Source organism: Peptoniphilus obesi ph1 (assembly GCF_000311865.1).
Lineage (GTDB): Bacteria > Bacillota > Clostridia > Tissierellales > Peptoniphilaceae > Peptoniphilus_E > Peptoniphilus_E obesi.
In genome coordinates, this window is the sequence record NZ_HE978582.1 from 353,938 (window position 1) to 378,587 (window position 24,650).

Consider the following 24,650-nt stretch of genomic DNA (forward strand, 5'->3'; position numbering starts at 1 on the left):
TCTAATTTGATTTTTTATATTAAGTATTTTTTATATCTATAAATTACAGTATCAATTTAATCAATTCTACAAAAGTATTTAATAAAACTAAATTATTAAACTTTTTTAAAAATATCTATAATAATTTTTATCCTAATCTTATTTAATAATCAAGCTTCTTATATTTCTAATTTTTTCTATTTAATGTCTTTTAGAGCATAAAAAAAAGAGCAAGTAGTTTCCTACTCACTCTTTATCTTTTATAAATTAGAATTTGTTTAACTCAACAATTTCACTGAATGTTTGTAATTGAGTTTTAACTTGTCCAAAGTCAACCATTTGTTGGTCATAACCCATTTTAATAAGTGGGATTCCTGCTTCTTCAAAAGCTTTTTTAAGTGAAGGATATTCCATTTCTTCAGTATCATTGAAGTTCATCATGAATAATAGACATCCGTCAGCTCCGCTTTCTTTAGCAAGATTTACAACATAAGCTGGTCTCTTCCAAATATCTGGGTCATATAGTAGTGGATCTTCGTCCATTCTAGCAAATTGATCAGCAAGCGCTAGCATTGGATCTTCAATTGAAGTATCAACATCTACTTTAAGTCCTCTAGATTCAGCTGCTACGTCGTCTCCAACTATAGCAACCTTGTATTGGTCAAAAATATCTAATAGACCTGGGTTATCAGTTATAACACCAGATGTAATAACTTTTAGTCCATCCCAATCTTCTTCTGGCATATCTTTTAAAATAGCATTGATTTTCTTTAGATATTCAGAGTGTTCATCTTTAAGCATGTGGTTTGATGCTTTAAGAACTCTACATCTTTCAGATGCTTTTATAGTTTGTGGATGACTTGCTGCAAGTTTTACAAATTCTCTTTGAAGTGCTCTATTTTCATTGTAAACTTCAAAAGCTTTCTTTAGATTTTCATCTGTAATTTTTACATCACAAATCTTTTCTAATTCTTCTTTTGCTTCGTTGAAAATTCTAGCATTGTATTCTTTACCAAAGTCTTCTTTTCTGTGTTGACCATGGTTTAAGAATATCATTGGAATTTTTCTTCCAGCTGATACTTTATAGTTTTGTGATAATGGTCTTAAAGTATCATCAAGTGTTGTTAACATTGAAGCAGATAGACCGTCTAATGAGCCATCAAGTGACATTTCTAAACATCTTAATGCTAATGAATAATAAAATGTTGGGAAATAGTTTTTAGCTTTTTCTATTGGACCTTGTCCACCCCATACTCCTATAGGTACAAGTCCGCCTGCGTATATAATTTCTTCAGGTGCATAATATGGGAATACTCCAACACATTTTTTACCTTCAGCTAAATATTTATCAATTTGTTCTCTTTGATTTTCAGCTATATGACATAAATTATCTAATAATTCTCTTAACTCGCTCATTTCATACCTCACTTATATAGTTGTTTTTGACCAGTCAGTTTCTTTTGTGTTTTCAAAGTTAGTGTAAATTTCTTCGCCTTTAGCGATTCTATCTTGTTTTCTTTCTTCCATGATTTCAACTAAACCTTGAACTCTAGTCTTGTATTGTTCTACTGAGAAGTTTCTTTCGTCTGCTTGGTCTCCATCAAAGTAAACTACAGGTATGTCTAAGTCTTCCTTCCATCTTCTTGAAATTTCAGGCATAGCTCCTGACCATGGTTTACATGATCTGTTGAAGTTTACTAATGCACCACTTATACCATTTTCTTTAGCCATTGTTTCTCTCCATTCAACTCCGTCTTCTATACATACAGAGCATGGAGCTTTACAATAAGCTGCAGCCATTTCTCTAACTGTTTCATATCTAAATCCAAATGCAGGTGCATAAACAACTGCTGTTACGTTAACCCCTTTATTCTTTAGTGGTTCGAATAGTGGTCTAAGTGCTGGCCAGCATGGTATACCTTCAAAAAGAATTCTGTGTTCTTCTGGATATTGCCATGTAGAAGTACCTTCTCTTACTGATTGTTCAAATTCTTCAGAAAGTAATTCGAATCCTTCAGCTGCTCTAACATCACATCTAGCTGCTACTATATCAGCCATATGGTTAAATAGGTCAAATCCAGAAAGTGGAGATGGTTTATATTTCATATATGAACAAGCTTTTAACCAAGCTGCTGCTGTTCTATTAGCTATATCACATGCTTCTTGGAATTTTGATTCATCAAATTTTTTGCCTGTTAATTTTTCTAGTTCTTTTATAGCATATTCGAATTGTCCCATTAGGTAATCAACTTTTTCTTCTGGAACATCGATTGTGTTTTGATAAGGAATGTCAATCATGATCATTGGTATGTCATGAATTCTTGCTATATTTTCATACCATTTTGTCATCATGTTACAGATGTTATTACAGCATAGTACGAAATCTGGTTGTGGCATCTTTCTTGAGTCAGTTGGTTCACCTAGTGCAAATGCAAGTGAAATTCTTGCATAACCACAAATATCGTTATCATAACCTGCATCTTCAGCTACTTGACAAAGTCTTAATCCATCTTTTTTAGCTGCAGTTGTTGCTGCGTGGTTTTCAGGATATACAACTTGTAAATCAAAAGCTTTTGCAAGCTCAATTGGGAATTTTGATGATGACCATCCAACTAATTCTCCTCTTTGTTTAGCATCCCAAGCATCTCCATAAACAGCATCTACAACGTCACGAAGAACTTGAGCTGCTGGTTTTTTACCTTCAATTGGTCTTGGTTTTTTGCCAGGAATTTTTTCTAATACTTTTTCAGACATAATATCCTCCTAAATTCTATATATAAATAATCTTATAAATTTAACTTACTTACTATTTACTAGCTTGCTTTTCTTTAAGCAATTTTTGTTGGTATTTTTGGTTAGCAAATATTGCTGCACCTAAAGCTCCATTTAGCTGACAATATTCAGATGTTTTGATGTCATGGTTAAGACTCCTTTCAAGTGCTCTTACCATACCTTCATTAAGTGCAACTCCACCAGTCATAACAACATCATCTTTTACCCCAACTCTTTTTGCAAGAGATGAAACTCTCGCTGCTATTGCTGAGTGAATACCTTTTACAATATCTTCTATTTTTTTGCCCTCAGCAAGTTGTGATATAACTTCTGATTCAGCAAATACAGTACAAGTTGAAGATATGCTAACATCTTCAGTTGAATTTTCATCTAAATCATCAAGATCTGATACATCAACTTCAAGCACTCTAGCAATTACATCTAAAAATCTTCCAGTACCCGCTGCACACTTATCATTCATAACGAAGTTTTCTAATACTCCGCCTTCTCCAATTTTAAGTGCTTTGGCATCTTGTCCGCCAATATCTATTATAGTATGAACTTTAGGAAATAAGAAATATGCTCCCTTAGCATGGCATGATAATTCTGACATTTGAAAGTCTGCTTCTTCTAGGGTATTTCTACCATAGCCTGTTGCAGTTACATAGTTTATATCATCCATAGTAAGGTTTGCTGCTTCTAAAACTTTTGTAATTGATCTTTTTGGTCCAGTTGTTCCTGCTCCAACATCAACTACAGCATTAGCAACTATTTCTTCTCCATTTTTAAGGATCAATGCTTTTGATGCGGTTGAACCAACATCAACTCCCATAGTATATATAGTTTTTGCCATAAAAACCTCTCATCTTTTATTATTTATATGAAACTATTCTACATTGATATTGTACTATTAATAATAATAAAAGTCAAAAATGTTAGTCAAATAGTCATTCTTCATTCTTATAGATAAAAAAAATAATAAGGCCAGAAGCCTTATTATTTTTTATAATTAATCAATAATTATTTTCTAAACACATTGTCGTAATCTCTTATTACTCTTGGAAGTAACATTTGATGTACTGGACAAATTGATTCTGGATTTTGATAACAGCTTTCTGTAAATGCTATCATGTAGTTTCTCATCATATTCATTTGTACTACTTCATCAACTAGACCAAGTTTAGCACAGTATTTAGGACTTGATTTTTCTACATAATTTTGAATTAGATTATTCATCTTATCAATTGTAGGTTGTAAATCTTTTCCAGCTTTTTTATCTTTAGCAAGTCTTCTTGAATACATTGCTACTGATGCTGTTTCAGGATTCATTACGTTGATTTCAGTTGTAGCAAGTCCTAAACTGAAAGCATTTGTGTCATTACCTTGTGGTCCACCTAGTACATAGTGAGCTGCAGCTGTACCTTTTCTCATTGTAACTTCCATTTGTGGAAGATCTGAGTTTTGGATTGAGTAGATTAGTGATTGTCCAAGTCCTAGTAATTCTGCTCTTTCTGCGTCATCACCAACATCTATACCAGTTGTATCTTGTAACCAGATGATTGGTAGTCTATCTCTTGCACAAAGTGTAACAAATTCGTTCATCTTTATTAGACCTTGTCTGTATAGTTTTCCACCAATACCTACTGCTTTTTCTTTATATTCAGGATAGTTCATTAAGAATCCTTGAACGTTTGCTACAACACCTACTGGAAGACCGCCAACTTTAGCAAGTCCTGTTACCATTTCTGGTCCGTAGCCTTTTTTGTATTCTAAGAATTCAGAACCGTCAAATAATCTTGATAATACATCATAGATATCATATGCTTTTTTCTTATTAGCAGGGATGATTGAGTACATATCATTTACATCATATACTGGGTTTTTAGGATCATCTACTCTAAAGAAGTCTAGGTTGTAAGTTGGAAGCATATCAACATATTTTTTGATACCTTCGATCATTCCATCTTCTTCTACATATACTTCTCTAAAGAATCCAGTTTCTGCAAAGTGAACGCCAACAGATCCTGGAGGTGCTACTTTTTTAGCATTCATTGTTTGATCTGCTATTTGGTTAGCTCCTTCTTCATCGATGTATCCCTTAGGGTTCATACCACCAAGTATACCTGCTCCACCAACTGCCATGTTTGCATCTTTGTGTGCAATAAGGATTGTAGGTGAAATTGAGTGGTATCCACCACCTGCTGGGTTAGTACCATAGATACCAACTATTACAGGAATACCTAATTGGTTAAGTTGAGAGTTTCTATAGAAAGGAGTACCTCCTCCTCTTCTATTTGGATAAACTTTTTCTTGAACATCAAGTTTTACACCTGAACAGTTAAGAACATATACTAGAGGTATTCTTAATCTTTTTGCAGTATCTGATGCACGAAGTAAGTTTTCAGCTTGTCCTGGAACCCAAGCACCTGCAAGTTTTTTGTTGTCAGATGCAATTATATAAGCCCATTTTCCATTGATTCTTCCAAGACCTTTGATAAGACTTGTTGAACCATTGTCATTGTCTTCTGGGTTATAAAGTGAATTAAGTGGGCACCATGTTCCTTCATCAACTAGTTCGTATAGACGTTGAAGAGCTGTCCATTCGCCTCTTTCATTTACTTTTTCATCTGGTTTACCTGCAGCTTGTGCAGTTTGTATAAGTTCTTGAATTTCTTCTTCTATTTTTCTTATTTCTTCGAAGTTTTCTTTATAAAACTCTGTTTGTTGGTCTGATTGTTTTAACGGTTGACCAATAACCGGCATATTTTTAAAATATGAATTTAAAGAATAGTTACTCATACTTGCTCCTTATTTTATATCATTCCTTAGGAATTTTTATGAATGCTTGACCTGGGTCGATTTCTTCTCTGATTAATTTGATTACATCTTCTTCAGGTTCTTCTAATTTAACAGCTTTTGATACATCAAGATCAAATCCAGTGTTTTCTAGAACATCTTCTGGGCTTGAGCTTGGATAGTAACCTGCTAGATACATTCTCTTAGTATCTTCATCAAATTTTAAGATACCTTTGTCAGTTACAACCATTTGTGGACCAACATTTCCTGGAATACCAGCTTTTTCTCTTCCGCCAGGACCATCCATCCAGCCTGGAGAAGTGATGTAGTCTACTTCTTTCATGAATCTTCTTTTTTCGTGTTGCATCATTATTATAGTATTTACATAAGTTGCAATACCGTTTGCTCCACCTGATCCAGTAAATCTTGTCTTAGGATTGTTGTAATCACCAATTACAGTTGAGTTTACGTTTCCGTATGGGTCAATTTGAGCTCCACCGATAAAAGCGATCATTCTCTTTTTATCATGTTGGTATTCACATGCTTCAAATCCTATAAATCTAACGTTTGGCCATTGTACTCCACAGTGAGCCATGAATCTGTTATCACCAACAGATCTTGGTACTTCAATTGGACTACAGTCCATTAATCCACTTTCTACTATTATATAGCAGTTTGGTGCATATGCTCTTTTTGCAACAGATGCTCCTATTAGTGGTAAACCTGTTCCTACTATTACTACTTGATCATCTTTGATTTGTCTTGCAATAGTAACAGCTTGCATTTCTTTATTTGTATAATTTTTGTAATTAGCCATTATTATTTATCCTCCTTTAGGACATTTGTCGCATATCCAAATCCTGGTACTGGTTTAAGATTAACAAGTCTTGTAGCTCCTAATTTATTAAGGTAAGCTTCATGATCTTCTACATCATAAACCCATTCTTTTACGAATTCTTTGAAGTCTTCTTCAGTTTTTGAAACTATATTGTAGTGTTTGAAGAAATCTCCATCATAATCATAGTAGTCATAACATTGTGATGGGTGAGCTCCAAATGGTACTTGAACTACTGCATCAACACAGAATGCTGGAATTGAGTTCTTAGTTGGGTCACGTCTTATATATTCATTAGATACTAATTCTTCACAAGTAACAATTGTTTTCTTAGCTGCTACTGCGATATCAACATCGTGGAATTCGTCTCCAATAATTCTACAAGTTCCATCAGGTGATGCCATTTGTACGTGGATAATTGCTGTATCTATTTCAGGCACTGGACAAGCTATTACTTTGTCGCCTTTTTTGAATGGATTTTCAACTTCTACGAATTTTTCGTTAGGAAGTTTGTCAATTTTTGCTCTTTGTTCTCTTGAGATACCCCATTTTTCAGTAAGTCCTGTTCCCATCATAAGTTTTACAGGTAAGTAAGGTAGTCCTAAAGAAGCTGCATGAAGTCTTAACATTTCAACGTCTTGTGAATAGTCTTCATACAATAATTTTCCTTCTTCTATATGTTTTCTAAATCTTCTTGATACGTTAGTGTATCCTGAGTTAGCTGTATAACAGTTAATGTAAGCTAATACTCTGTCTTCACCTATTAATAAATCCCAATCTCCACCTGCTGGTCCTGCCTCTGCTATAAAGTCTTTTTTACCTTGACGAAGAATTTCGTAAACTGCTGCATATGGCTTTCTGTTTGTAGTAAATCCGCCAAAAGAGATTACATCTCCATCTTCAACATATTTACTTATAGCATCTTTTAAACTATAAATTTTACTCAAGATTATGCCTCCTTAATAATTTAATCTTATATCTTATTTCATTTATATAATATCATATAACATAAACAAAAGGAAATTCTCAAAAAGAATTTCCAATTGTCAATATCTAAATCATCCAAACATTATTAAAAATACACCAGCTGCTACTGCTGATCCTATAACACCTGCTACGTTAGGTCCCATAGCGTGCATTAATAAGAAGTTTGTTGGGTTATATTTTCTACCTTCGACTTGAGCAACTCTTGCTGCCATTGGTACCGCAGATACACCTGCTGAACCGATAAGTGGGTTGATTTTTCCACCTGTTATATAGTAAAGAAGTTTACCAAATAAAACTCCTCCTACAGTTGCACATGCAAAAGCCATAAGTCCAAGACATATTATCTTTATTGTTGCAAGAGAAAGGAATATTTCTCCATTTGCTGTTGCTCCAACTGTTGTACCAAGCATGATTGTTACAATATTCATTAGAGCGTTTTGTGCTGTATCTGAAAGTCTTGCAGTAACTCCTGATTCTTTAAATAAGTTACCAAGCATAAGTAGACCAAGAAGTGGTGCTACTGATGGTAATAGTAAAGCTGTAAATAATACTACAACTACTGGGAATACTATTTTTTCAGCTTTAGAAACAGGTCTTAATGCAACCATTTTTGTTTCACGTTCTTTTTTAGTAGTTAATGCTTTCATAATTGGTGGTTGAATTAAAGGAATAAGAGCCATATATGAATATGCAGCAACCGCAATTGGTGCAAGTAAGTGAGGTGCCAATGTGTTTGTTACATATATTGCTGTAGGGCCATCCGCTCCACCGATAATTCCTATTGCTGCTGCTTCTTGTGGGGCAAAGCCTAGAGCTACTGCTACTGTAAAAGCTATATAAATCCCGAATTGTGCAGCTGAACCCAGTAGTAATGAAATAGGGTTAGCAATTAGTGGTGCAAAGTCTGTCATTGATCCAACACCCATGAATATTAGGCATGGGAATAGATTTGATTTAACTCCGCCGTATATAATTCTTAAAACACCTTGATCATACCAAGGTTCTGTTTCAAGCATAAGATTTGCTTGTGGTAAATTTGAGAGCATCATACCAAAAGCTATTGGTAATAATAGTAATGGTTCGAATTGTTTTTTTATGGCAAGGTAAAGTAGTATAAAAGATACTAAAAACATTACACAATTTTGCCATGTTAAAGCTGCAAAACCTGATTCTCCCAATATACCTGAAAGTGCGTTTACAAATATCACTGTAATTTCCTCCTAAATATTGTTCAGTATATTGTCTAACTAATTAGTTAAGTTCAGCTATTACTTGGTCAGTGTCTACTGTTTCTCCTACTTTAACTTTCATAGAAATTGTACCATCTGCTGGTGCTACTATTTCGTTTTCCATCTTCATAGCTTCAAGAACAACTACAACATCTCCTGCTGATACTTGGTCTCCATCGTTTACAAGAACTTTTAAGATATTTCCTGGCATTGGAGCTACAACACTATTTTCGCCTGATCCTGATGCTGCAGGAGCTGGTGCTGGTTCTGCTTTAGGAGCTGGTGCCGCTTGAGGAGCTGCTGCTGGTGCTGCTTGAGGAGCTGCAGGAGCTGCTGGTTGACCAAAATCTGCCATTGATAATGATTTAGGAGCTCCGCCTACTTTTTCAACTTCTACTTCAAAAACTTTTCCGTCTACTTTAACTTGATACTTCATTTTATACATCCTTCCTTATTTTTATTTTCTACTTATTTTCTTTTTATTGATGTTATTTTAAACTTATCAACTGGTCTTTTAATTTCTTCACTAACTGCAGCTATAATTGCTGCCACTAATGCACTATCTTCCTTACTTTCTACTTTTTTGGCTGGTTTAGAAGCTGCTTTACTAGCTTCAGGTTTTTGACTAGTCTTTCCTGCTATTGAGCCAACAGCAGCTGATATAATCTTTACAAATATTGCTAAAGATATTAATGATAGAAAAACTATTGCAAAACCTACTAATGACACTTGTAGCGCTTCTGCTACAGTCATTGTTTCACTTGCCCACATAATGACACCTCCCTTTTGTCAATTCCCTTACTTGTGAAATCATTTTCAATATCGAAATAATTATAACAAATTAAAAATACTATTTCAATAAAGCCTGCTGACTTTAATTGAATTTACTAGCATTAGTCTTATTATAACAAAAATATTTTAATTATATATGCTATATTTAAAATTATTTATATATAATTTTTTCTTACATTTCAATCTTTTTTATTAGATTTTTTTAATTTATAGTATACTAATTAATGGTAAGATATTTTTATATTTTTATTGGAGGTAATATGAAAAAAATAAAATTATTCCTAGTCTTGATGCTTTTACCCCTTCTTTTTAGCAATAATGTTTTCGCTAAAGAAGAAAAGATAAATGCAGAAGTGTCTAGGCAAAAAATCTTATTTGATGGTAAAGAAATTGATACGATCGAGGCATATAATATTGAAGGAAATAATTATTTCAAGCTTCGTGATGTAGCTGCTCTTGTTTCTGGAACTGAGATAAATTTTGATGTTTCCTTTAATGAAACTAGAAGAAGTGTTGAGATTACAAGAGATACAGCTTATAAAAAACAAGAAAACGACTTGGTTAAAAAAGTTTCTGATTCTAAGCTTGATGTAAGAGATGCAAAACCTGTTTGTTATATCGATAATGAAAAAGTTTTATATAAGGGCTATCTCATAAACAACAATAACTTTTTTAGACTAAGAGATTTGGGAAAAACTATTGGTTTTTATGTAAGTTATGACAAAGACGAAGATGCAGTAATTATTAAATCTGAAAAGCTTGAACCAAAAGATCTCATAGAAAGAGAAGAGGTTACTATAGTTAATTTATATTCTGACCCTATAGCTAATAGCAAAAAAATAAATAATTCAGATAAAAAAATATCTAGCCTCACTATTGATGATTTCATCAAAGATTTAAAATCTGCTATTTTAATTACAGATAAGGCTAAACGTCTTTCTGTTATTGAGAAAAGTTATGACAAGGCAAATAATAATATTGTTTTGATTCCAGATTTTAAATATAAGGGTAAATTATTTTTAACTCCTGTTTTAAAAGTTGAACAAGATTCTAAGACTAGTGTGATGAAGCTTGAAAATGAAAATATTTCTTTTGATTTATTAAAAAATAAGGCTGGTATTGATCCTAATAAAGACTTTAAACTGACTCTTGGCTATTATGAAGGCGACGAAGAAGATCACAACTTTAGATTTTTAAGTCTTATTGAGATTTCATATTAATTATGTTATTATAAGGGTAACCAGCAAGGAGGTAATATAATGAAAGTTACAAAAGATACAGTAATTGGACAAATCCTTCAAGATAAGCCTGAAAGTATTGGAACTTTGATGAGTTTTGGCATGGGTTGTGTAATGTGCCCAGCTTCACAAATGGAAACTCTTGAAGAAGCTAGTATGGTTCACGGTTTAGATGTTAATCTACTAGTAGATGCGTTAAATAAAGAGGAAGAAAAAGCAGAGTAATATAAAATATTATTTATTAATAAGAAAAAAGGACCTATCTTTAGGTCCTTTTGTTTTTATAAAATAGAAAGCTCTCTAAAAGAGAGCTTTTTTTGTATTTTTATATAGCATTTTCGTCTGAAATCAAGTCTTTTATCTTCATCAGCCTTGTTATGGTTGCTCTTTCGTTCTCATCCAACTTGCTAGTTATATATTTTATAGTTTCTTCTAAGTCTGGAATAGTCCTATATTCAAGAGCATTTACCCTTCTTCTTGTACTTTCGATTTCTTCAGCCATAAGTTGAGAGGCTTTTTCTACTTCTGCAAGTTCTAATAATTTATTCATAAGTTTATTAAGTCTTGCTATTGATTCGTCAAGGTCTGATGTTGTTTGAGCATAGCCGTATGGATAAACAGAAGCATTTTCATTGCTTGATTTAATGTTAAAGCTCATTTTAGGAATTAATACACTCATAACATTTTGCTTTTCTATATCAACTTCTATTTCTTGTGTTGGAAAAGAAACGGCAAGCTCCAACATATTTGCATTCATAAAAGAAGATGCTAATAAAAAGTCCTTATAGAATTGTGAAAGTTGTTCTTCGACTTCAACTCTTAATTCTTTATTTCTCTTAACATTTTCGATAAACCTTCTCATAAGCTCATCTTGTTTATCTTTTAAAAGTTTGTGACCTCTTTTTGATTTAGATAGCCTTTTTTTAAGAGAAGTTAGGTTCATCCTTGTGGGAGTTACTTTTAATCTTGCCATAACTAATCACGTTCTCTTTCTTCAGCTTGCTCCTCATCTTTATCTGTCGCATTTTCTAAGTCTTGATCTTGCATTGTTTTACTGCCTAAATATTTATCAATTAAATCATCATCAATTCTCTTAAGTTCTGACCTAGGAATAAGCTTTAATAAGTCCCAACCAAGATCTAGAGTATCTTCGATGTTCCTATTGTTTGTGTAACCTTGGTTTACATATCTATTTTCAAATTCTCCTGCAAATTTTGCAAAAGCCTTGTCTGATTTAGATAAAGCATTTTCACCAAGGATTACAGAAAGTTCTTTTGCTTCTTTTCCTGATGTATAGGCTGCATAAATTTGGTTCATTGTATCAGCATGGTCTTCTCTTGTCCTATCTTCACCAATTCCCTTATCTTTAAGTCTTGATAAAGAAGGAATTGCATCTATTGGTGGTTGGATACCTTGTTTGTAAAGTTCTCTTGATAGGATTATTTGTCCTTCTGTGATATATCCTGTAAGGTCTGGTATTGGGTGAGTGATATCATCCTCTGGCATTGAAAGGATTGGAATTTGTGTTATTGATCCTTTTCTGCCTTTTATTCTACCAGCTCTTTCATATATTCCTGCAAGGTCTGTGTATAAATAACCTGGATAACCACGTCTACCTGGAACTTCTTTACGAGCTGCTGAAACTTCACGAAGTGCTTCTGCATAGTTTGTCATGTCTGTTAAGATTACAAGTACGTGCATATCAAGTTCAAAAGCAAGATATTCAGCGCAAGATAGTGCCATCTTTGGTGTTGCAAGTCTTTCTATTGCAGGGTCATCTGCAAGGTTCATAAATAAAACAGCCCTGTCCATGGCTCCTGTTTTTGTGAAGTCATTTATAAAAAATTGAGCTTCTTCAAATGTGATCCCCATAGCAGCAAATACAACCGCAAAGTTTTCATTTGTTCCTCTTACTCTTGCTTGCCTTGTGATTTGTGCAGCTACGTTATTATGAGGAAGACCTGCTCCTGAGAATATCGGAAGCTTTTGTCCTCTTACAAGAGTATTTAGTCCATCTATTGTTGATATTCCAGTTTGTATAAATTCTGATGGGTAGTCTCTACTTACTGGGTTTATTGCTGTACCATTTATATCAAGTTTATGGTCTGGCATAATCATAGGTCCATCATCAATTGGTCTACCCAATCCATCGAAAACTCTACCTATCATGTCTGGACTTACGCCAAGTTCTAGAGGTCTACCTAAAAATCTTACTGCTGTACTTTTTAAATTAATGCCGCTTGATCCTTCGAATATTTGGACCATGGCCTTATCTTCATCTATTTCTATGATTCTACCACGTCTAAGTTCTCCATTATTTAATTTTATGTGAACTAATTCGTCATAGGTTACTCCCTCAACGCCTTCAACTACCATTAGAGGTCCTACAACTTCTGATACAGTTTTATATTCTTTTAGCATCTATTGTTTTCCCCCTTTGATATATTGATCTACTTCTTCCATTATTTCATCTTGTATCTTATCGATTTCATCTATATCATCTTCATGAATATATTTCATTCTTGAAATTTTTTCTCTAATTGGCATTTCTTCTATTTCACCAATATAAACTCCATTGTCTAAAGCTCTTGAAGCTTCATCATAGAATTTTAATATTGTTGATATCATCTTATTTTGCTTTTTTAATGAACAATAAGTGTCTACATCATGAAAAGCATTTTGTTGCAAGTAGTCTTCACGAAGTGATTTAGTTATTTCTAGTTTTAATTGATCTTGCTCTGATAAAGCATCTCTACCAACTAGTCTAACAATTTCTTGAAGTGAGTTTTCTTCTTGTAATAGACTCATGGCCCTTATCCTATTTTTAGAAAATTCTTCATCTACATATTTATCAAAATATTCATCCATCTTGTCTTGATAAAGTGAATATGAGTCTAACCAGTTTATAGCTGGGAAGTGTCTCTTATAAGATAAGTCATAGTCTAATTTCCAGAATATTTTTACAATTCTTAGAGTGGATTGAGTAACTGGTTCTGAAATATCTCCTCCTGGAGGTGATACTGCTCCGATTACTGACAAGGCTCCTTCTCTGTTGTCATTTCCTAGACAAACTACCCTACCTGCACGTTCATAGAAGTCTGCAACTCTTGATGCTAGATAAGCTGGGTAACCTTCGTCCCCTGGCATTTCTTCAAGTCTACCACTCATTTCACGAAGTGCTTCTGCCCAACGTGATGTTGAGTCTGCCATCATGGCTACTGAATATCCCATGTCTCTATAATATTCAGAAATTGTAATTCCTGTATAGATACTTGCCTCTCTGGCAGCTACTGGCATATTAGATGTATTTGCAATAAGCACTGTCCTTTTCATTATAGATTCTCCAGTATTTGCATCTATAAGTTCTGGAAATTCCATAAGTACATCTGTCATTTCGTTTCCACGTTCGCCACATCCAACATAAACAACTATTTGAGCATCTGCCCATTTTGCAAGCTGATGTTGCACAACTGTTTTACCACTACCAAAAGGTCCTGGTATAGCTGCTGTTCCTCCCTTAGTTATAGGGAAGAATGTATCTATAATTCTTTGACCTGTTACAAGTGGAGTGTTAGGATCTATTTTTTTCTTAATCCTTCTTGCTTGTCTTACTGGCCATCTTTGAATCATATTAAGTTCTACTTCTTCGCCATTTTCTTTTTCTATCACTGCAACAGTTTGGTCAACTGTTTGCTCTATATCTCTTATTCTTACAACTTTTCCGCTTATTCCAGCAGGTACCATAATTTTATGTTTTACTACACTTGTTTCATCTACTACACCAAGAACATCGCCTTCGTTGACTTCGTCTCCAACTTGAGCTAGGGCTTTGAATTTCCATTTCTTTTCCCTATCAAGATTTTTAACACTTGCTCCTCTTTCCAAGAAGTCTCCAACTTGGTCTTGCAAGCTTTGAAGCGGTCTTTGTATACCATCAAACATGTGCTCTAAAAGTCCAGGTCCAAGTTCTACTGACAAAGGATATCCAGTGGATACAACTTTGTCTCCAGGACCAATTCCTGTTGTTTCTTCATATACTTGTATTGAGGCTCTGTCGCCTCTCATTTCTATGATTTCCCCTATTAATTTATCTTCTGCAACCTCAACAACATCATATACACTTGCATCTTCCATGCCTTCGGCTACAACTAAGGGTCCGGAAACTTTTATAATTCTTCCTGATTTCAAAAAAGTTCCTCCTTTACAATATATCTGATCCAATCGCCTTTTCTACATAGGAGCTAATTTTTTCTAGTCCTATATTTTCGCTGCCTTTATTAGATGGAATTAGAATTATAGATGGTAGCACTTTATCGCTATATCTATCAATTGTTTCTTCGATTTGTTTTGCTAATTGTTCAGTAATAAAAATTACTCCATATCCATTTTTTGCAAGATCATCGACAACTTTCCTAGCTTCCACAGCATCATAGACGACTCTAACATCTATTCCTAGTGCCTTAAATGCAAGCACTGAATCTTTATCTCCAACAACTGAAAGCTTATACATAACTATCACGCAGCCTTTCTCTTATCAAGGAAGCTTCAATTCCATTTAATTTACAAATAAAAATTATTTTTAAATTTTTTATTTCCATTTCCTTTGCATACAAGTAGGCAAAAATTACTTCAGGTCCATATGTAACCCTCTTGGCATCTTTAATTACCTGCATGAAATAGTTATCCTTTTGTCTTTCAAATTCACTTAGTGATCCCGTCTTTTTAAAGGATTCTATTCCTTTTTCTACAAATTTTCCTATGGTTAAGTGTCTAAAAATAGGACTACTTGGATCAAGATCACCATAATATATTTTTTTCAAAATTTCTAATGATAAATTTCCGCCATCGAAAAGAACATGGTCTAAAAAGCTGACATCCCTTTCTTGTCTTTGGCATCTTAAAAATGTATTAATATTTGTAAAATCTATTAGATCCTTTACATATTTAGTAAATAAATCTACATCCATCTCATCAGCTAAATCTTTTAAGGATTGCATATAAAGTTTATCTATAACAATATCTATATTTTGTGCTGATTTGGATTCTTGATATTCCAAGCTGGCCTTATCAATTACATTTGTATATTCATCTTTAATGTGTTCAATTTCTTGATTGGAATTTGCATATTGTTTCCAATCTGTCTCACCTATTCTTACATACAAGTGAGATAGTTCACTCTCTAGGAGCCTATCTTTAACATAAACTTTTATATTATGATAAATATAGTTATTAGCCACAAGATCTACAACCCTTGGGTCTGGACTAATTTTATATAGTTCAGCAAAGTTTTTTTCTTGTTCCTTTGTAAGGGCTTTTTCATAATCTTGAGCCTTATCAATATCTCTAAAAAAGCTTTGATATACAGTATCATTAAGAAATTTTATTGCTTCAGATAAATCATTAGCATCTATAATTCTGTCAAATGTTGCCTTGTTAAGGAGTTGTTTTTCTTTAACCCTTATTTCAGCAGATGCTCGGACAAATTTTTCTCTATCCATATCTTAGCTCCTTTTTCTTAAAATAATCCCTCAAAATACTTATTATCAAATTTAAAATACTGATCATCAATCAAGTCTTTGAAGTCATTATTGTATACTACATCTCCTACATCAAGCTTGTATCCTTCTTCAATCTTTTCATCAGAAATCTTATAATCAGTATTTTTAGAAATATATTCTCTATATTTATCTGGTACTATCAAAGTAGGATTTTCTAACTTTAGATTTTCTATACTTTTTTTAATACTGTCTAAAAACTCTTCATTTGAAAGATTTAAAAGTTCTTTGTGAGCTAGGTCAAAAATCTTATCTACTAATTTATTCTTTGCAGATAATACTCTATCTCTTGCCTTAAGACTTGTAGATTCCTTTTGTTTTATTCCTATTTCTTCTGCTTCAAAGTGGGCTTTTTTTTCAATTTCCTTTGCCTTTTCTTCAGCTTGGACTTCTCTATTGCTTAAGATTAATTTTGCTTCTCTTCTAGCCTCACCTAAAATTTTTTCAGCTTCTTTATCAGAATCAAGCTTAATTTTATCAATTATATTATCTATATTTGAATTAGACATACAATCACCCTTACTTAACACTATTCATTATTAAGAATGAAATAGCGAATCCAAGTATTGCATACATTTCTACCATTACTGCTAAAATAATACCTTTTGCTTGTTGAGGTTCATTTTTAGCTAAAATATTAATACCTGCTACTGATACCTTACCTTGTGAAATACCTGAAACTAGACCAGTTAGTCCTACTGGAAGTCCTGCACAAAGTAGGATAAATCCTTTATAAAGATCCATATCTGGTGACAATTTAAAAAGTATAAGCATACCAATTACAAAACCATAAAGACCTTGTGTACCTGGTAATAGTTGTAATATAAGTGCTTTACCAAATTTTTCAGGTTCTTCTATAATAACCCCTGCTGCTGCTTCACCTGCTAGGCCTACACCTTTAGCAGATCCCATTCCTCCAAGAAGTGCTGCTAGTGCAACTCCTAAAGTTCCGAGCATTATTCCACCATATTCTGCAAAAAATCCTTGATACATTAATTTTCCTCCTCTATATTAAAGTAGTTTGATTTGCTAACCATTTCTTTAAATGGTATTCCTCCACCTTCATAAAACTTATTAAACATTTCTACATATGTTAACCTTGCTGAATGCACATATGCTGATAGGAATGATAAGAATATATTAAATATTTGAAAAGCTAAGAAAATAACTATTCCAAGCAATGTTGCTAAGAATCCATTTCCAACTAGCATTCTTACTATAATATTTACTGCTATAGCAATAAAAGCACTTGATAGGGCTAGGGCCATAAGTCTTATATATGAAACAAAATCACCAAAATACGATGTGATTCCATATAGAGAGTAAACTCCCCAACCAATCTTTCCACCTATACTCTTTTCTTCTCTACCACCAGTAAATAATACTATTATCATACCTAGTAGCATTAAAATTTTCGCTCCGTTTGATACAATCTTTGGTATTGTACCTACACTTGCTGCTATTATGGCTATTACTGCCCCCGTTATGATCATATACCAAGATCCAACATCATAAAGAGCATCTAATGGCTTTTTATCCCTAATATCCATATAGGCTTGAATTCCTAAAGCGAAGAATATATGAATTCCACCAAGTATCATAGAAAGAAGTATCATTTCTATATAATCTGTTGATGGATCTATAAAGGCTTTCATTGGCACTATATCTCCAAAGAAGGAACCAAATATAAATCCCCAAATAGCTGCGGATACTCCAAGATACATAAAAAACTTTAAGAATTTTTTTGTCTTATTATCTAAATTAAATTTCTTAAGCCCTATAAGAGCTCCCAAAAATATAAGTAATCCATAGCCCAAATCTCCTACCATAATACCTGCAAAAACAAAGTAAAACGGTGCAAATAATGGAGTCGGATCGACTTCGTTATACTTTGGCATAGAATACATTTCTGTTAAAGATTCAAAAGCACTTACAAATTTATTATTTTTTAATTTTATAGGTACTTTTGGATCATCAGCCTGAGCTTCTTCTATCTCTAAATAATAGTTATCTCCAAGCTCATCATCTAAAACTGCTAAAAATTCATATTCTAAATCCTTAGGGAAATACCCCTCTATTATGTCAACCTTGCTAGTTTTAAGAAAATTATTTTCAGACATAATCTTGTTCTTTTTGTTATTCAGATAGTCATAGTAAATACAGAAGTCCTCATATAGATACATCCTACTGTTAATCTTTACATTATAGATCTTAGTTTCTTCTATATCTTTTCTAGTTTCTTTTTCTAGTTTTTTTATCTTATCTTTAACAAAACCATCTGTCTTGATTTCAATATTTGTAAAAATATTCTTTCTTAAAATTTCTTCAACTTCTTCTTTGATTAAGTCATCATAAACAACAACAAGATAGCTAAGATTTTCATCCTGACTGATTGTTTCCATATAAACTAGGTCTATTGAAGATAAATCTTCAACTAAAAAATCATAATATTTAGTAAGTATATTACCCTTGGCAATATTTACATTTTTAAATGATTCAAGATCTTCTACCTTTATACTGAGATCTTTCCACGGTTTAAGATCTTCTATTAAGTTTCTATTTTCTTCAATTTTTTCAACTAGCTTATCTTTGTTATCAGAAATTTTCTTTAATTTTTTATATTCACCATTAAAGTCAAATTCCTTTGCTCTTTCATTTATTTTAGCTAGGCTATAGCTTTTTTTACCTTCTTTTAATTCTTGTAGAGCTGAAGTTTCTTCTTGCTTATGATCTTCTAAGACTTCTATTGCCCATTTAGCCTTAGCAAGTTTTGAATCTATGGCTGAAAGTTGTTTTAGATTATCAATTTTTTCTATATACTGATCTTCATCAGAGCTTTCCAGATAGTTAAAATGTACTTGATTAAAATATTGTAATCTCTTTAACAGAGCCTTCCTATCAGAATCTAATGAAAATAAGTTAAATTTATTCATCTTAACTATTGCCATTATTCATCACAATCCTCTCAACTACAACATCTACATACTTCTTAAGTTCTTGATCAGTCTTGTCTAAAATTTCTCTAGATTTTTTCTGAGCTTCATCTATAACAGGCCTTGCATCGTGTTCGGCCTCTCTTCTAGCCTCATTAAGAATTTGCTGCCTTTTATTTTCTGCTCTTTGCAAAATTTCTCTTTCAATCTTATTAGCTTCAGCCTCAGCCTCATTAATAATATTTTCAGCTTCTACTTTTGCATCTTCAAGTTTTCTGTTTGCCTTTTCTTCCTCTTGTTTGATTTTACTAATAGTGTCTTTCAAAAAACCACCTCCAATACTGATCTGATTTAACGCATAAATTAAATATGCATTTGTTTTATTTATACACTTTTTTACATAGTAAAAAACATATATAAAAGCTTAATTATCAAAATAAAAAAGGAACAAAATATTCCTTTTAAAAGATAATTAGTTATAAAGTAGCTGTTTAATATTTTACCCAATTAATAGCTATAATATTTACTTTTTTATATTTTTCCAATAAAAAAAGACCGCTTAGCGATCTTTTAATAATTTTTTTAATAAGATTTTACAAGTTCTCTTGCTTTTTCTATATCAACTTCATATACATCAACTTTATATCCACCAAGATTTACTCCACTCCTGTCTCTACCCTCTAAAGTATGAGCAGATATGTCTGATCTTTCTAAAGATAGTCCAAATTTTGCAAGAAAGGCAAGTTGCCCATATGAAAAGTCAGTTTCTATGTATTGGTCTACTATGTCAAGCAGTCTTGGAATTTTAAAAAATGTTGCTGGATTTTTTATTTTGTCAAATAAAAGCATCAAGAAATCTTGTTGATTTTTTATTCTTCCAATATCCTGATCATCAAGAGCCTTTCTAGCTCTTAAATAAGAAACTGCGTTTATTCCATCTAAGTGGTTGTTACCTCTTTTTAAATTGATTTCTAAAGGAGGTATAACCCAGTCATCCGTGTAACTGTAATCTGGATGGTCCCAATAAATATCAATTCCTCCGAGTGTATCAACTATTTCTATAACAGCCTTATAATCCACAATTGCATAATGATCAATTTCAACATCTAAAAAATCTTCCACTGTTTTTACTGTAAGGTCTAAACCTCCATCAGGATAAACTCTTGGATTAAAAGCAGAATTTATTTTATGTTTATCATAGCCATGAATTCTAACATATGAGTCTCTTGGTATGGAAACAATTTGAACCTTTTTATCTTCTGGAAATATCGTAAAGAGCATTATTGTATCTGTTCTCATGTTTTCTCCATCATCATACTTATCTTTTGTCTTAGATTTATCTACTCCAAGCAAAAGAATTCTTAGTTCATTATCTCCTTCAAAAACATTTATTAAATTTTTATCATCAAATATCTGATCTTCTTTTCTTTGAGGCCTATTTAATTGATCTATTCCTTTATTTTCATATTGCGGTTTTATTCTGTAAGCTATTAAAACTATTAAAGATAAAATAATAATAGACAGGACCACAAAAATTCTATATATATATTTCATAATCCACCCCTATATAAATAATTTTATCAAAATAATTATAGCTACAGCTGGTGTTCCAAATAGACCAACCAAGAATAAAATCAAAGGACTCGTTTCTATAGTAAGGCCATATTTAGATGCAATAGTATTAAAAACCAACAAGATTAAAGATCCAACTATTATATTTATTAAAAATTTAATTGCTAGTTTTATTGATTTAAAAGCAAATAGTGCAATCGCTATTGCAAGTATAAGTCCTATAAAAAATTCCATAATAACTCCTATTTATTAATGTGCTTGCTAGCTTGTATAATTATATCAGCTATGTCTTCACTTGAAAACTTGGTAGAATCAATAGTTAAATCATATTCAGATGATTGTCCCCAAACTCCAGAAGTGTATCTCTTATAGTGGTTACTTCTTCTAGTATCAGTTTTCTTTATTTGTATAATTGCTCTTTGTCTATCAACTTTTTCTCTTTTCATTATGTCTTCGATCCTATATTCATAATCAGCTGTTATAAATACACTCAAAAGTTTTTCTTTTTCTTTTAGAACATAGCTACCACATTTGCCGACTATTATACAAGGTCCATTAGAAGCAAGTTGTCTTATAGTTTTTGCATTAGCAAGAAAGTTTGCATCATTTTCTAATATATCTTCTTGAGAATATGAATAATTTTCCCTATAAAGATCATAAACTGTTCCCTTTAAAAAAGAATCCTCTTTACTAACCTTGTCTATATCAATCTTAGACTCTAAAGTCTTTAGCTCAATTATATCTTCATCATAAACTTCTATATTTAATTTTTTAGAAATAAGCTTAGTTATATCACTAGCCCCACTTCCGTGTTGGCTATCTATTGCAATTATTGTATCTGATATATTATTGTTAACCCCAAAAATCTTATTTAAAAACATTTTCCCACATCCTTAAATCTCTAAATAGCTAGGCTTTTTCCTTTTTACTTGGCAGTTGTGATAAAAGAGTAGCTATCAAGGTAATACAACAACCCAACATTTCTCTTTTTGTCAATATTTGATTAAGCATCAAATAACCTGCAAACACTGAAATTATTGATTCTAATGACAATATCAAAGATGCAATGGTTGGATCCATATTCTTGAGTCCAAGAATTTGAAATAAGTATCCAATTGCTGATGACAAAACACCAACATATAATATTGCTCCTAAAGCTTGTCTTATGTAAACTATTTCAATAGTCTCAAATATTAAAGCTGGTATAAAGCTTAAAAGTGAGCATACAATAAATTGATATCCATTAAGTTTTATAATATCAACATGCACAGCATACTTTGCTAAGAGTAAAGTATGGACTGACATTGTTATTGCTGCTACAAAAAGCATAACGTCACCAATATTTATAGAGAAATCTTCTTTAATTGTTATAAAATATAGACCAACTATGGCCATTAGAATACAAAAGGCAGTTTTAGCATCTAATTTTATTCCTAAAAAATATCTAATTATTGGAATAATTACTATGTAAAGGGTTGTAATAAATCCTGCCTTACCTGCTGTTGTATATAATAAGGCATATTGTTGTAAATTTAGTGATAGAAATAAGAATATTCCGCAAAATAAAGAAGCCCTCCTTGTAAGGCTTTCACTTATCTCTAAACCTTCATTAATATTTAATTTTGAAAAAAGTGGAAGCATGGCAAGCATAGCCAATCCACCAACCATAGATCTTACTGCCGTAAAAGTGTATGGTCCAATATATTTCATGCCATTACTTTGTGCTACTAGAGCAAAACCCCATATAGCGGCTGTGGAAAATAAAAGTAATATAGATATAAGTTTTTTACCATTCATAGTCAAAACCTCACTTTCCAAAATTATTATTAAGTCTAGTTTAATTATATATTTACTAAATTTATATGTAAATTAAATTATTAAAAAACATAATAGAAATAGTAAACACTATTCCTATTATGTTCTTATTTTTATATTAATTTGTTTTTTTATATTATAGTAAGATTCCACCATATGCTACGAATAATGGTGCAAATACTAAAGATACAACTGTGATTAATTTTATTAAAATATTTAGAGAAGGTCCTGATGTATCTTTGAATGGGTCACCAACAGTATCTCCTGTTACAGCTGCCTTGTGAGCTTCTGAACCTTTGCCACCGTGAACACCATTTTCTATATATTTTTTAGCATTATCCCAAGCTCCACCAGCATTTGACATAAATATCGCCATTAGAACACCAGTGATTAATGAACCTGCTTGAAGTCCACCTAAAGCTTCTGAGCCAAGTAAAAGTCCAATTAAAATTGGTACAATTACTGCTATCATTCCTGGAACTATCATTTCTTTTAAAGCTGCTCCTGTTGAAATATCTACACATTTTGCATATTCTGGTTTAGCTTTTCCTTCCATTATTCCTGGAATTTCTTTAAATTGACGACGAACTTCATCAATCATTGCTGATGCAGCATTACCAACTGCTGACATTGTTAGTGCTGAGAAAGCAAATGGTAGCATACCACCAATAAATGCTCCTGCTATTACTTCTGGTTTTGATACGTCAATTCCAGTAAGTCCAGTTGCTTCGATAAATGATACGAATAAAGCTAAAGCTGTTAAAGCTGCAGATCCTATTGCAAATCCTTTACCGATTGCTGCTGTAGTATTACCAACTGCATCAAGCGAGTCTGTAATTTCTCTAACATTTTCTGGTAATTCACACATTTCTGCAATACCACCAGCATTATCTGCTACTGGTCCGTAAGCATCAACTGCTATAGTCATACCTGCTGTTGAAAGCATACCAACTGCTGCAAGTGATATACCATATAGTCCGTGGATTGCTTCTTGGTTTCCACCTGCTCCAATAAATGCAATCATAATACCTATTGCGATAACTACGATAGGTCCAACTGTTGACATCATACCTACTGAAAGACCTGAAATTATATTTGTAGATGCTCCTGTTTCTGATTCTGATGCTATTCTTTTTACAGGAGAGTATTCTTCTGATGTGTAATATTCTGTAAATTTAGAAATTATTAATCCAACTACTATACCTGTAATTACTGGTATAAATGGTTTGAATTGTCCAAATATTTTACTAGCTAAAAATCCTGCTGCAATTACTGTTACTGCTGCTGAAACATATTCTCCATTATTAAGAGCTTTTTGTGGGTTCTTATCTCCTTTTACAAAGAATGCTGCAATTATTGAACTTATGATTCCTAGTCCAGCTATAAGTAAACCGTATTTTATTCCATCTTCGCCATAAGCTACAACTCCAAGTGTAATTACTGAAAGTAAAGCACCTACATAAGATTCAAATAAGTCTGCTCCCATTCCAGCAACATCACCAACGTTGTCCCCAACGTTATCTGCTATAACAGCAGGGTTTCTTGGGTCGTCTTCTGGTATTCCTGCTTCAACCTTACCAACAAGGTCAGCTCCAACATCGGCAGCTTTTGTATATATACCTCCACCAACTCTTGCAAATAATGCAATTGATGATGCTCCAAGTGAAAATCCTGTTACAATTGTTGGATCTCCTGTTATTTTATAAGCTATTGAGATACCAGCAATACCTAAACCAACAACGCACATACCCATTACGATACCTGCAGAAAATGCAACATCTAGTGCTTTTCCAAGTCCGTGTTCCATAGCTGCGTTTGTTGTTCTAACATTTGCTTTTGTCGCAACTCTCATTCCAATATATCCTGCACATACAGAACAAATTGCACCTGCAATAAAGCAAACTGCTGTTGCTATACTTGATAATCCTATTGCTAATACTATAGCTAGTACAACAACAAATATAGCAAGAGCTTTGTATTCTCTTGTTAAAAATGCCATGGCTCCATCTTCAATGTATGAAGCTATTTCTTTCATTCTGTCATTACCTTGTTCTTGTTTTGCAACAAAATTCGCTTTATATCCTGCAAAAACAAGGGCAATAACTCCTATTATCGCTGTTAAAACTAATACTTCCATATTTCCTCCC

The 24,650-nt window shown here is 32.6% G+C and carries 25 protein-coding genes; 2 read left to right on the forward strand and 23 right to left on the reverse strand.

The features are described from left to right. Positions 1-246 precede the first annotated feature (246 nt). The 9 genes from HGPB_RS07550 to HGPB_RS07590 all read right to left on the reverse strand — a co-directional run bounded on the left by HGPB_RS07550 (position 247) and on the right by HGPB_RS07590 (position 9,369). Positions 247-1,395, reverse strand: a complete 1,149-nt coding sequence (locus HGPB_RS07550; protein ID WP_019133080.1) for a 2-hydroxyacyl-CoA dehydratase subunit D — start codon at positions 1,393-1,395, stop codon at positions 247-249. 12 nt (positions 1,396-1,407) lie between these two features. Continuing rightward, entirely contained in the window at positions 1,408-2,733 is a 1,326-nt protein-coding gene (locus HGPB_RS07555; RefSeq protein ID WP_019133081.1) for a 2-hydroxyacyl-CoA dehydratase subunit D, read from the reverse strand. 52 nt (positions 2,734-2,785) lie between these two features. Continuing rightward, on the reverse strand, positions 2,786-3,604 hold the full coding sequence (locus HGPB_RS07560) for an acyl-CoA dehydratase activase (protein ID WP_019133082.1): 819 nt from the start codon (positions 3,602-3,604) through the stop codon (positions 2,786-2,788). A gap of 167 nt (positions 3,605-3,771) precedes the next feature. Then, a complete protein-coding gene (locus tag HGPB_RS07565; protein WP_019133083.1) occupies positions 3,772-5,550 on the reverse strand; it encodes an acyl-CoA carboxylase subunit beta in 1,779 nt (592 codons plus the stop codon). A gap of 19 nt (positions 5,551-5,569) precedes the next feature. Continuing rightward, positions 5,570-6,364: a glutaconate CoA-transferase subunit B gene (gctB, locus tag HGPB_RS07570; protein ID WP_019133084.1), complete on the reverse strand. Its 795-nt coding sequence runs from the start codon at positions 6,362-6,364 to the stop codon at positions 5,570-5,572. Positions 6,365-6,366: 2 nt separating this feature from the next. Next, positions 6,367-7,329: a glutaconate CoA-transferase subunit A gene (gene gctA, locus HGPB_RS07575; RefSeq protein WP_019133085.1), complete on the reverse strand. Its 963-nt coding sequence runs from the start codon at positions 7,327-7,329 to the stop codon at positions 6,367-6,369. Between the two features lie 111 nt (positions 7,330-7,440). After that, positions 7,441-8,502: a sodium ion-translocating decarboxylase subunit beta gene (locus HGPB_RS07580; protein ID WP_148497903.1), complete on the reverse strand. Its 1,062-nt coding sequence runs from the start codon at positions 8,500-8,502 to the stop codon at positions 7,441-7,443. Positions 8,503-8,620: 118 nt separating this feature from the next. Then, a complete protein-coding gene (locus tag HGPB_RS07585; protein ID WP_019133087.1) occupies positions 8,621-9,034 on the reverse strand; it encodes a biotin/lipoyl-containing protein in 414 nt (137 codons plus the stop codon). 32 nt (positions 9,035-9,066) lie between these two features. After that, the gene (locus HGPB_RS07590; RefSeq protein WP_019133088.1) at positions 9,067-9,369 is read right to left on the reverse strand and encodes an OadG family protein; all 303 of its coding nucleotides are present in this window, start codon (positions 9,367-9,369) and stop codon (positions 9,067-9,069) included. 281 nt (positions 9,370-9,650) lie between these two features. Between HGPB_RS07590 and HGPB_RS07595 the strand changes: the two genes are divergently transcribed. Both HGPB_RS07595 and HGPB_RS07600 read left to right on the forward strand, forming a co-directional pair. Then, positions 9,651-10,610 (forward strand): hypothetical protein, encoded by a 960-nt coding sequence (locus tag HGPB_RS07595; RefSeq protein ID WP_019133089.1) that lies wholly within the window; start codon positions 9,651-9,653, stop codon positions 10,608-10,610. 39 nt (positions 10,611-10,649) lie between these two features. After that, positions 10,650-10,853: a DUF1858 domain-containing protein gene (locus HGPB_RS07600; RefSeq protein WP_019133090.1), complete on the forward strand. Its 204-nt coding sequence runs from the start codon at positions 10,650-10,652 to the stop codon at positions 10,851-10,853. A 100-nt stretch (positions 10,854-10,953) separates the two neighbouring features. Here HGPB_RS07600 and HGPB_RS07605 read toward each other — a convergent pair whose 3' ends face one another. From HGPB_RS07605 to HGPB_RS07670, 14 genes are all read right to left on the reverse strand, one after another. Then, positions 10,954-11,601, reverse strand: a complete 648-nt coding sequence (locus HGPB_RS07605; RefSeq protein ID WP_019133091.1) for a V-type ATP synthase subunit D — start codon at positions 11,599-11,601, stop codon at positions 10,954-10,956. Between the two features lie 2 nt (positions 11,602-11,603). Further along, complete coding sequence (locus HGPB_RS07610) at positions 11,604-13,049, reverse strand: V-type ATP synthase subunit B (protein ID WP_019133092.1); 1,446 nt, start codon at positions 13,047-13,049, stop codon at positions 11,604-11,606. Continuing rightward, positions 13,050-14,816 carry a V-type ATP synthase subunit A gene (locus tag HGPB_RS07615; RefSeq protein ID WP_019133093.1) on the reverse strand — a complete coding sequence of 589 codons (1,767 nt, stop codon included), beginning with the start codon at positions 14,814-14,816 and terminating at the stop codon, positions 13,050-13,052. Between the two features lie 13 nt (positions 14,817-14,829). Beyond that, on the reverse strand, positions 14,830-15,138 hold the full coding sequence (locus HGPB_RS07620; RefSeq protein ID WP_036738620.1) for a V-type ATP synthase subunit F: 309 nt from the start codon (positions 15,136-15,138) through the stop codon (positions 14,830-14,832). Then, a complete protein-coding gene (locus tag HGPB_RS07625) occupies positions 15,131-16,126 on the reverse strand; it encodes a V-type ATP synthase subunit C (RefSeq protein ID WP_019133095.1) in 996 nt (331 codons plus the stop codon). Before HGPB_RS07625 ends, HGPB_RS07620 begins: the two co-directional genes overlap by 8 nt. A gap of 17 nt (positions 16,127-16,143) precedes the next feature. Beyond that, entirely contained in the window at positions 16,144-16,692 is a 549-nt protein-coding gene (locus HGPB_RS07630) for a V-type ATP synthase subunit E (RefSeq protein WP_019133096.1), read from the reverse strand. Positions 16,693-16,702: 10 nt separating this feature from the next. Further along, positions 16,703-17,176 carry a V-type ATP synthase subunit K gene (locus tag HGPB_RS07635; protein ID WP_019133097.1) on the reverse strand — a complete coding sequence of 158 codons (474 nt, stop codon included), beginning with the start codon at positions 17,174-17,176 and terminating at the stop codon, positions 16,703-16,705. After that, positions 17,176-19,131: a V-type ATP synthase subunit I gene (locus tag HGPB_RS07640; protein ID WP_019133098.1), complete on the reverse strand. Its 1,956-nt coding sequence runs from the start codon at positions 19,129-19,131 to the stop codon at positions 17,176-17,178. Before HGPB_RS07640 ends, HGPB_RS07635 begins: the two co-directional genes overlap by 1 nt. After that, a complete protein-coding gene (locus HGPB_RS07645) occupies positions 19,118-19,441 on the reverse strand; it encodes a V-type ATPase subunit subunit G family protein (protein WP_019133099.1) in 324 nt (107 codons plus the stop codon). The genes HGPB_RS07640 and HGPB_RS07645 overlap by 14 nt, the downstream gene beginning before the upstream one ends. Positions 19,442-19,698: 257 nt before the next feature. Then, on the reverse strand, positions 19,699-20,670 hold the full coding sequence (locus HGPB_RS07650) for an LCP family protein (protein ID WP_019133100.1): 972 nt from the start codon (positions 20,668-20,670) through the stop codon (positions 19,699-19,701). Between the two features lie 9 nt (positions 20,671-20,679). Then, complete coding sequence (locus HGPB_RS07655) at positions 20,680-20,922, reverse strand: pro-sigmaK processing inhibitor BofA family protein (RefSeq protein WP_019133101.1); 243 nt, start codon at positions 20,920-20,922, stop codon at positions 20,680-20,682. Positions 20,923-20,930: 8 nt separating this feature from the next. Beyond that, the gene (locus HGPB_RS07660; RefSeq protein WP_019133102.1) at positions 20,931-21,569 is read right to left on the reverse strand and encodes a cytidylate kinase-like family protein; all 639 of its coding nucleotides are present in this window, start codon (positions 21,567-21,569) and stop codon (positions 20,931-20,933) included. Between the two features lie 28 nt (positions 21,570-21,597). Continuing rightward, positions 21,598-22,485, reverse strand: coding sequence for a DMT family transporter (locus HGPB_RS07665; protein WP_019133103.1), 888 nt, complete (start codon positions 22,483-22,485; stop codon positions 21,598-21,600). Between the two features lie 154 nt (positions 22,486-22,639). After that, positions 22,640-24,640 carry a sodium-translocating pyrophosphatase gene (locus HGPB_RS07670; RefSeq protein WP_019133104.1) on the reverse strand — a complete coding sequence of 667 codons (2,001 nt, stop codon included), beginning with the start codon at positions 24,638-24,640 and terminating at the stop codon, positions 22,640-22,642. Positions 24,641-24,650: the final 10 nt, after the last annotated feature.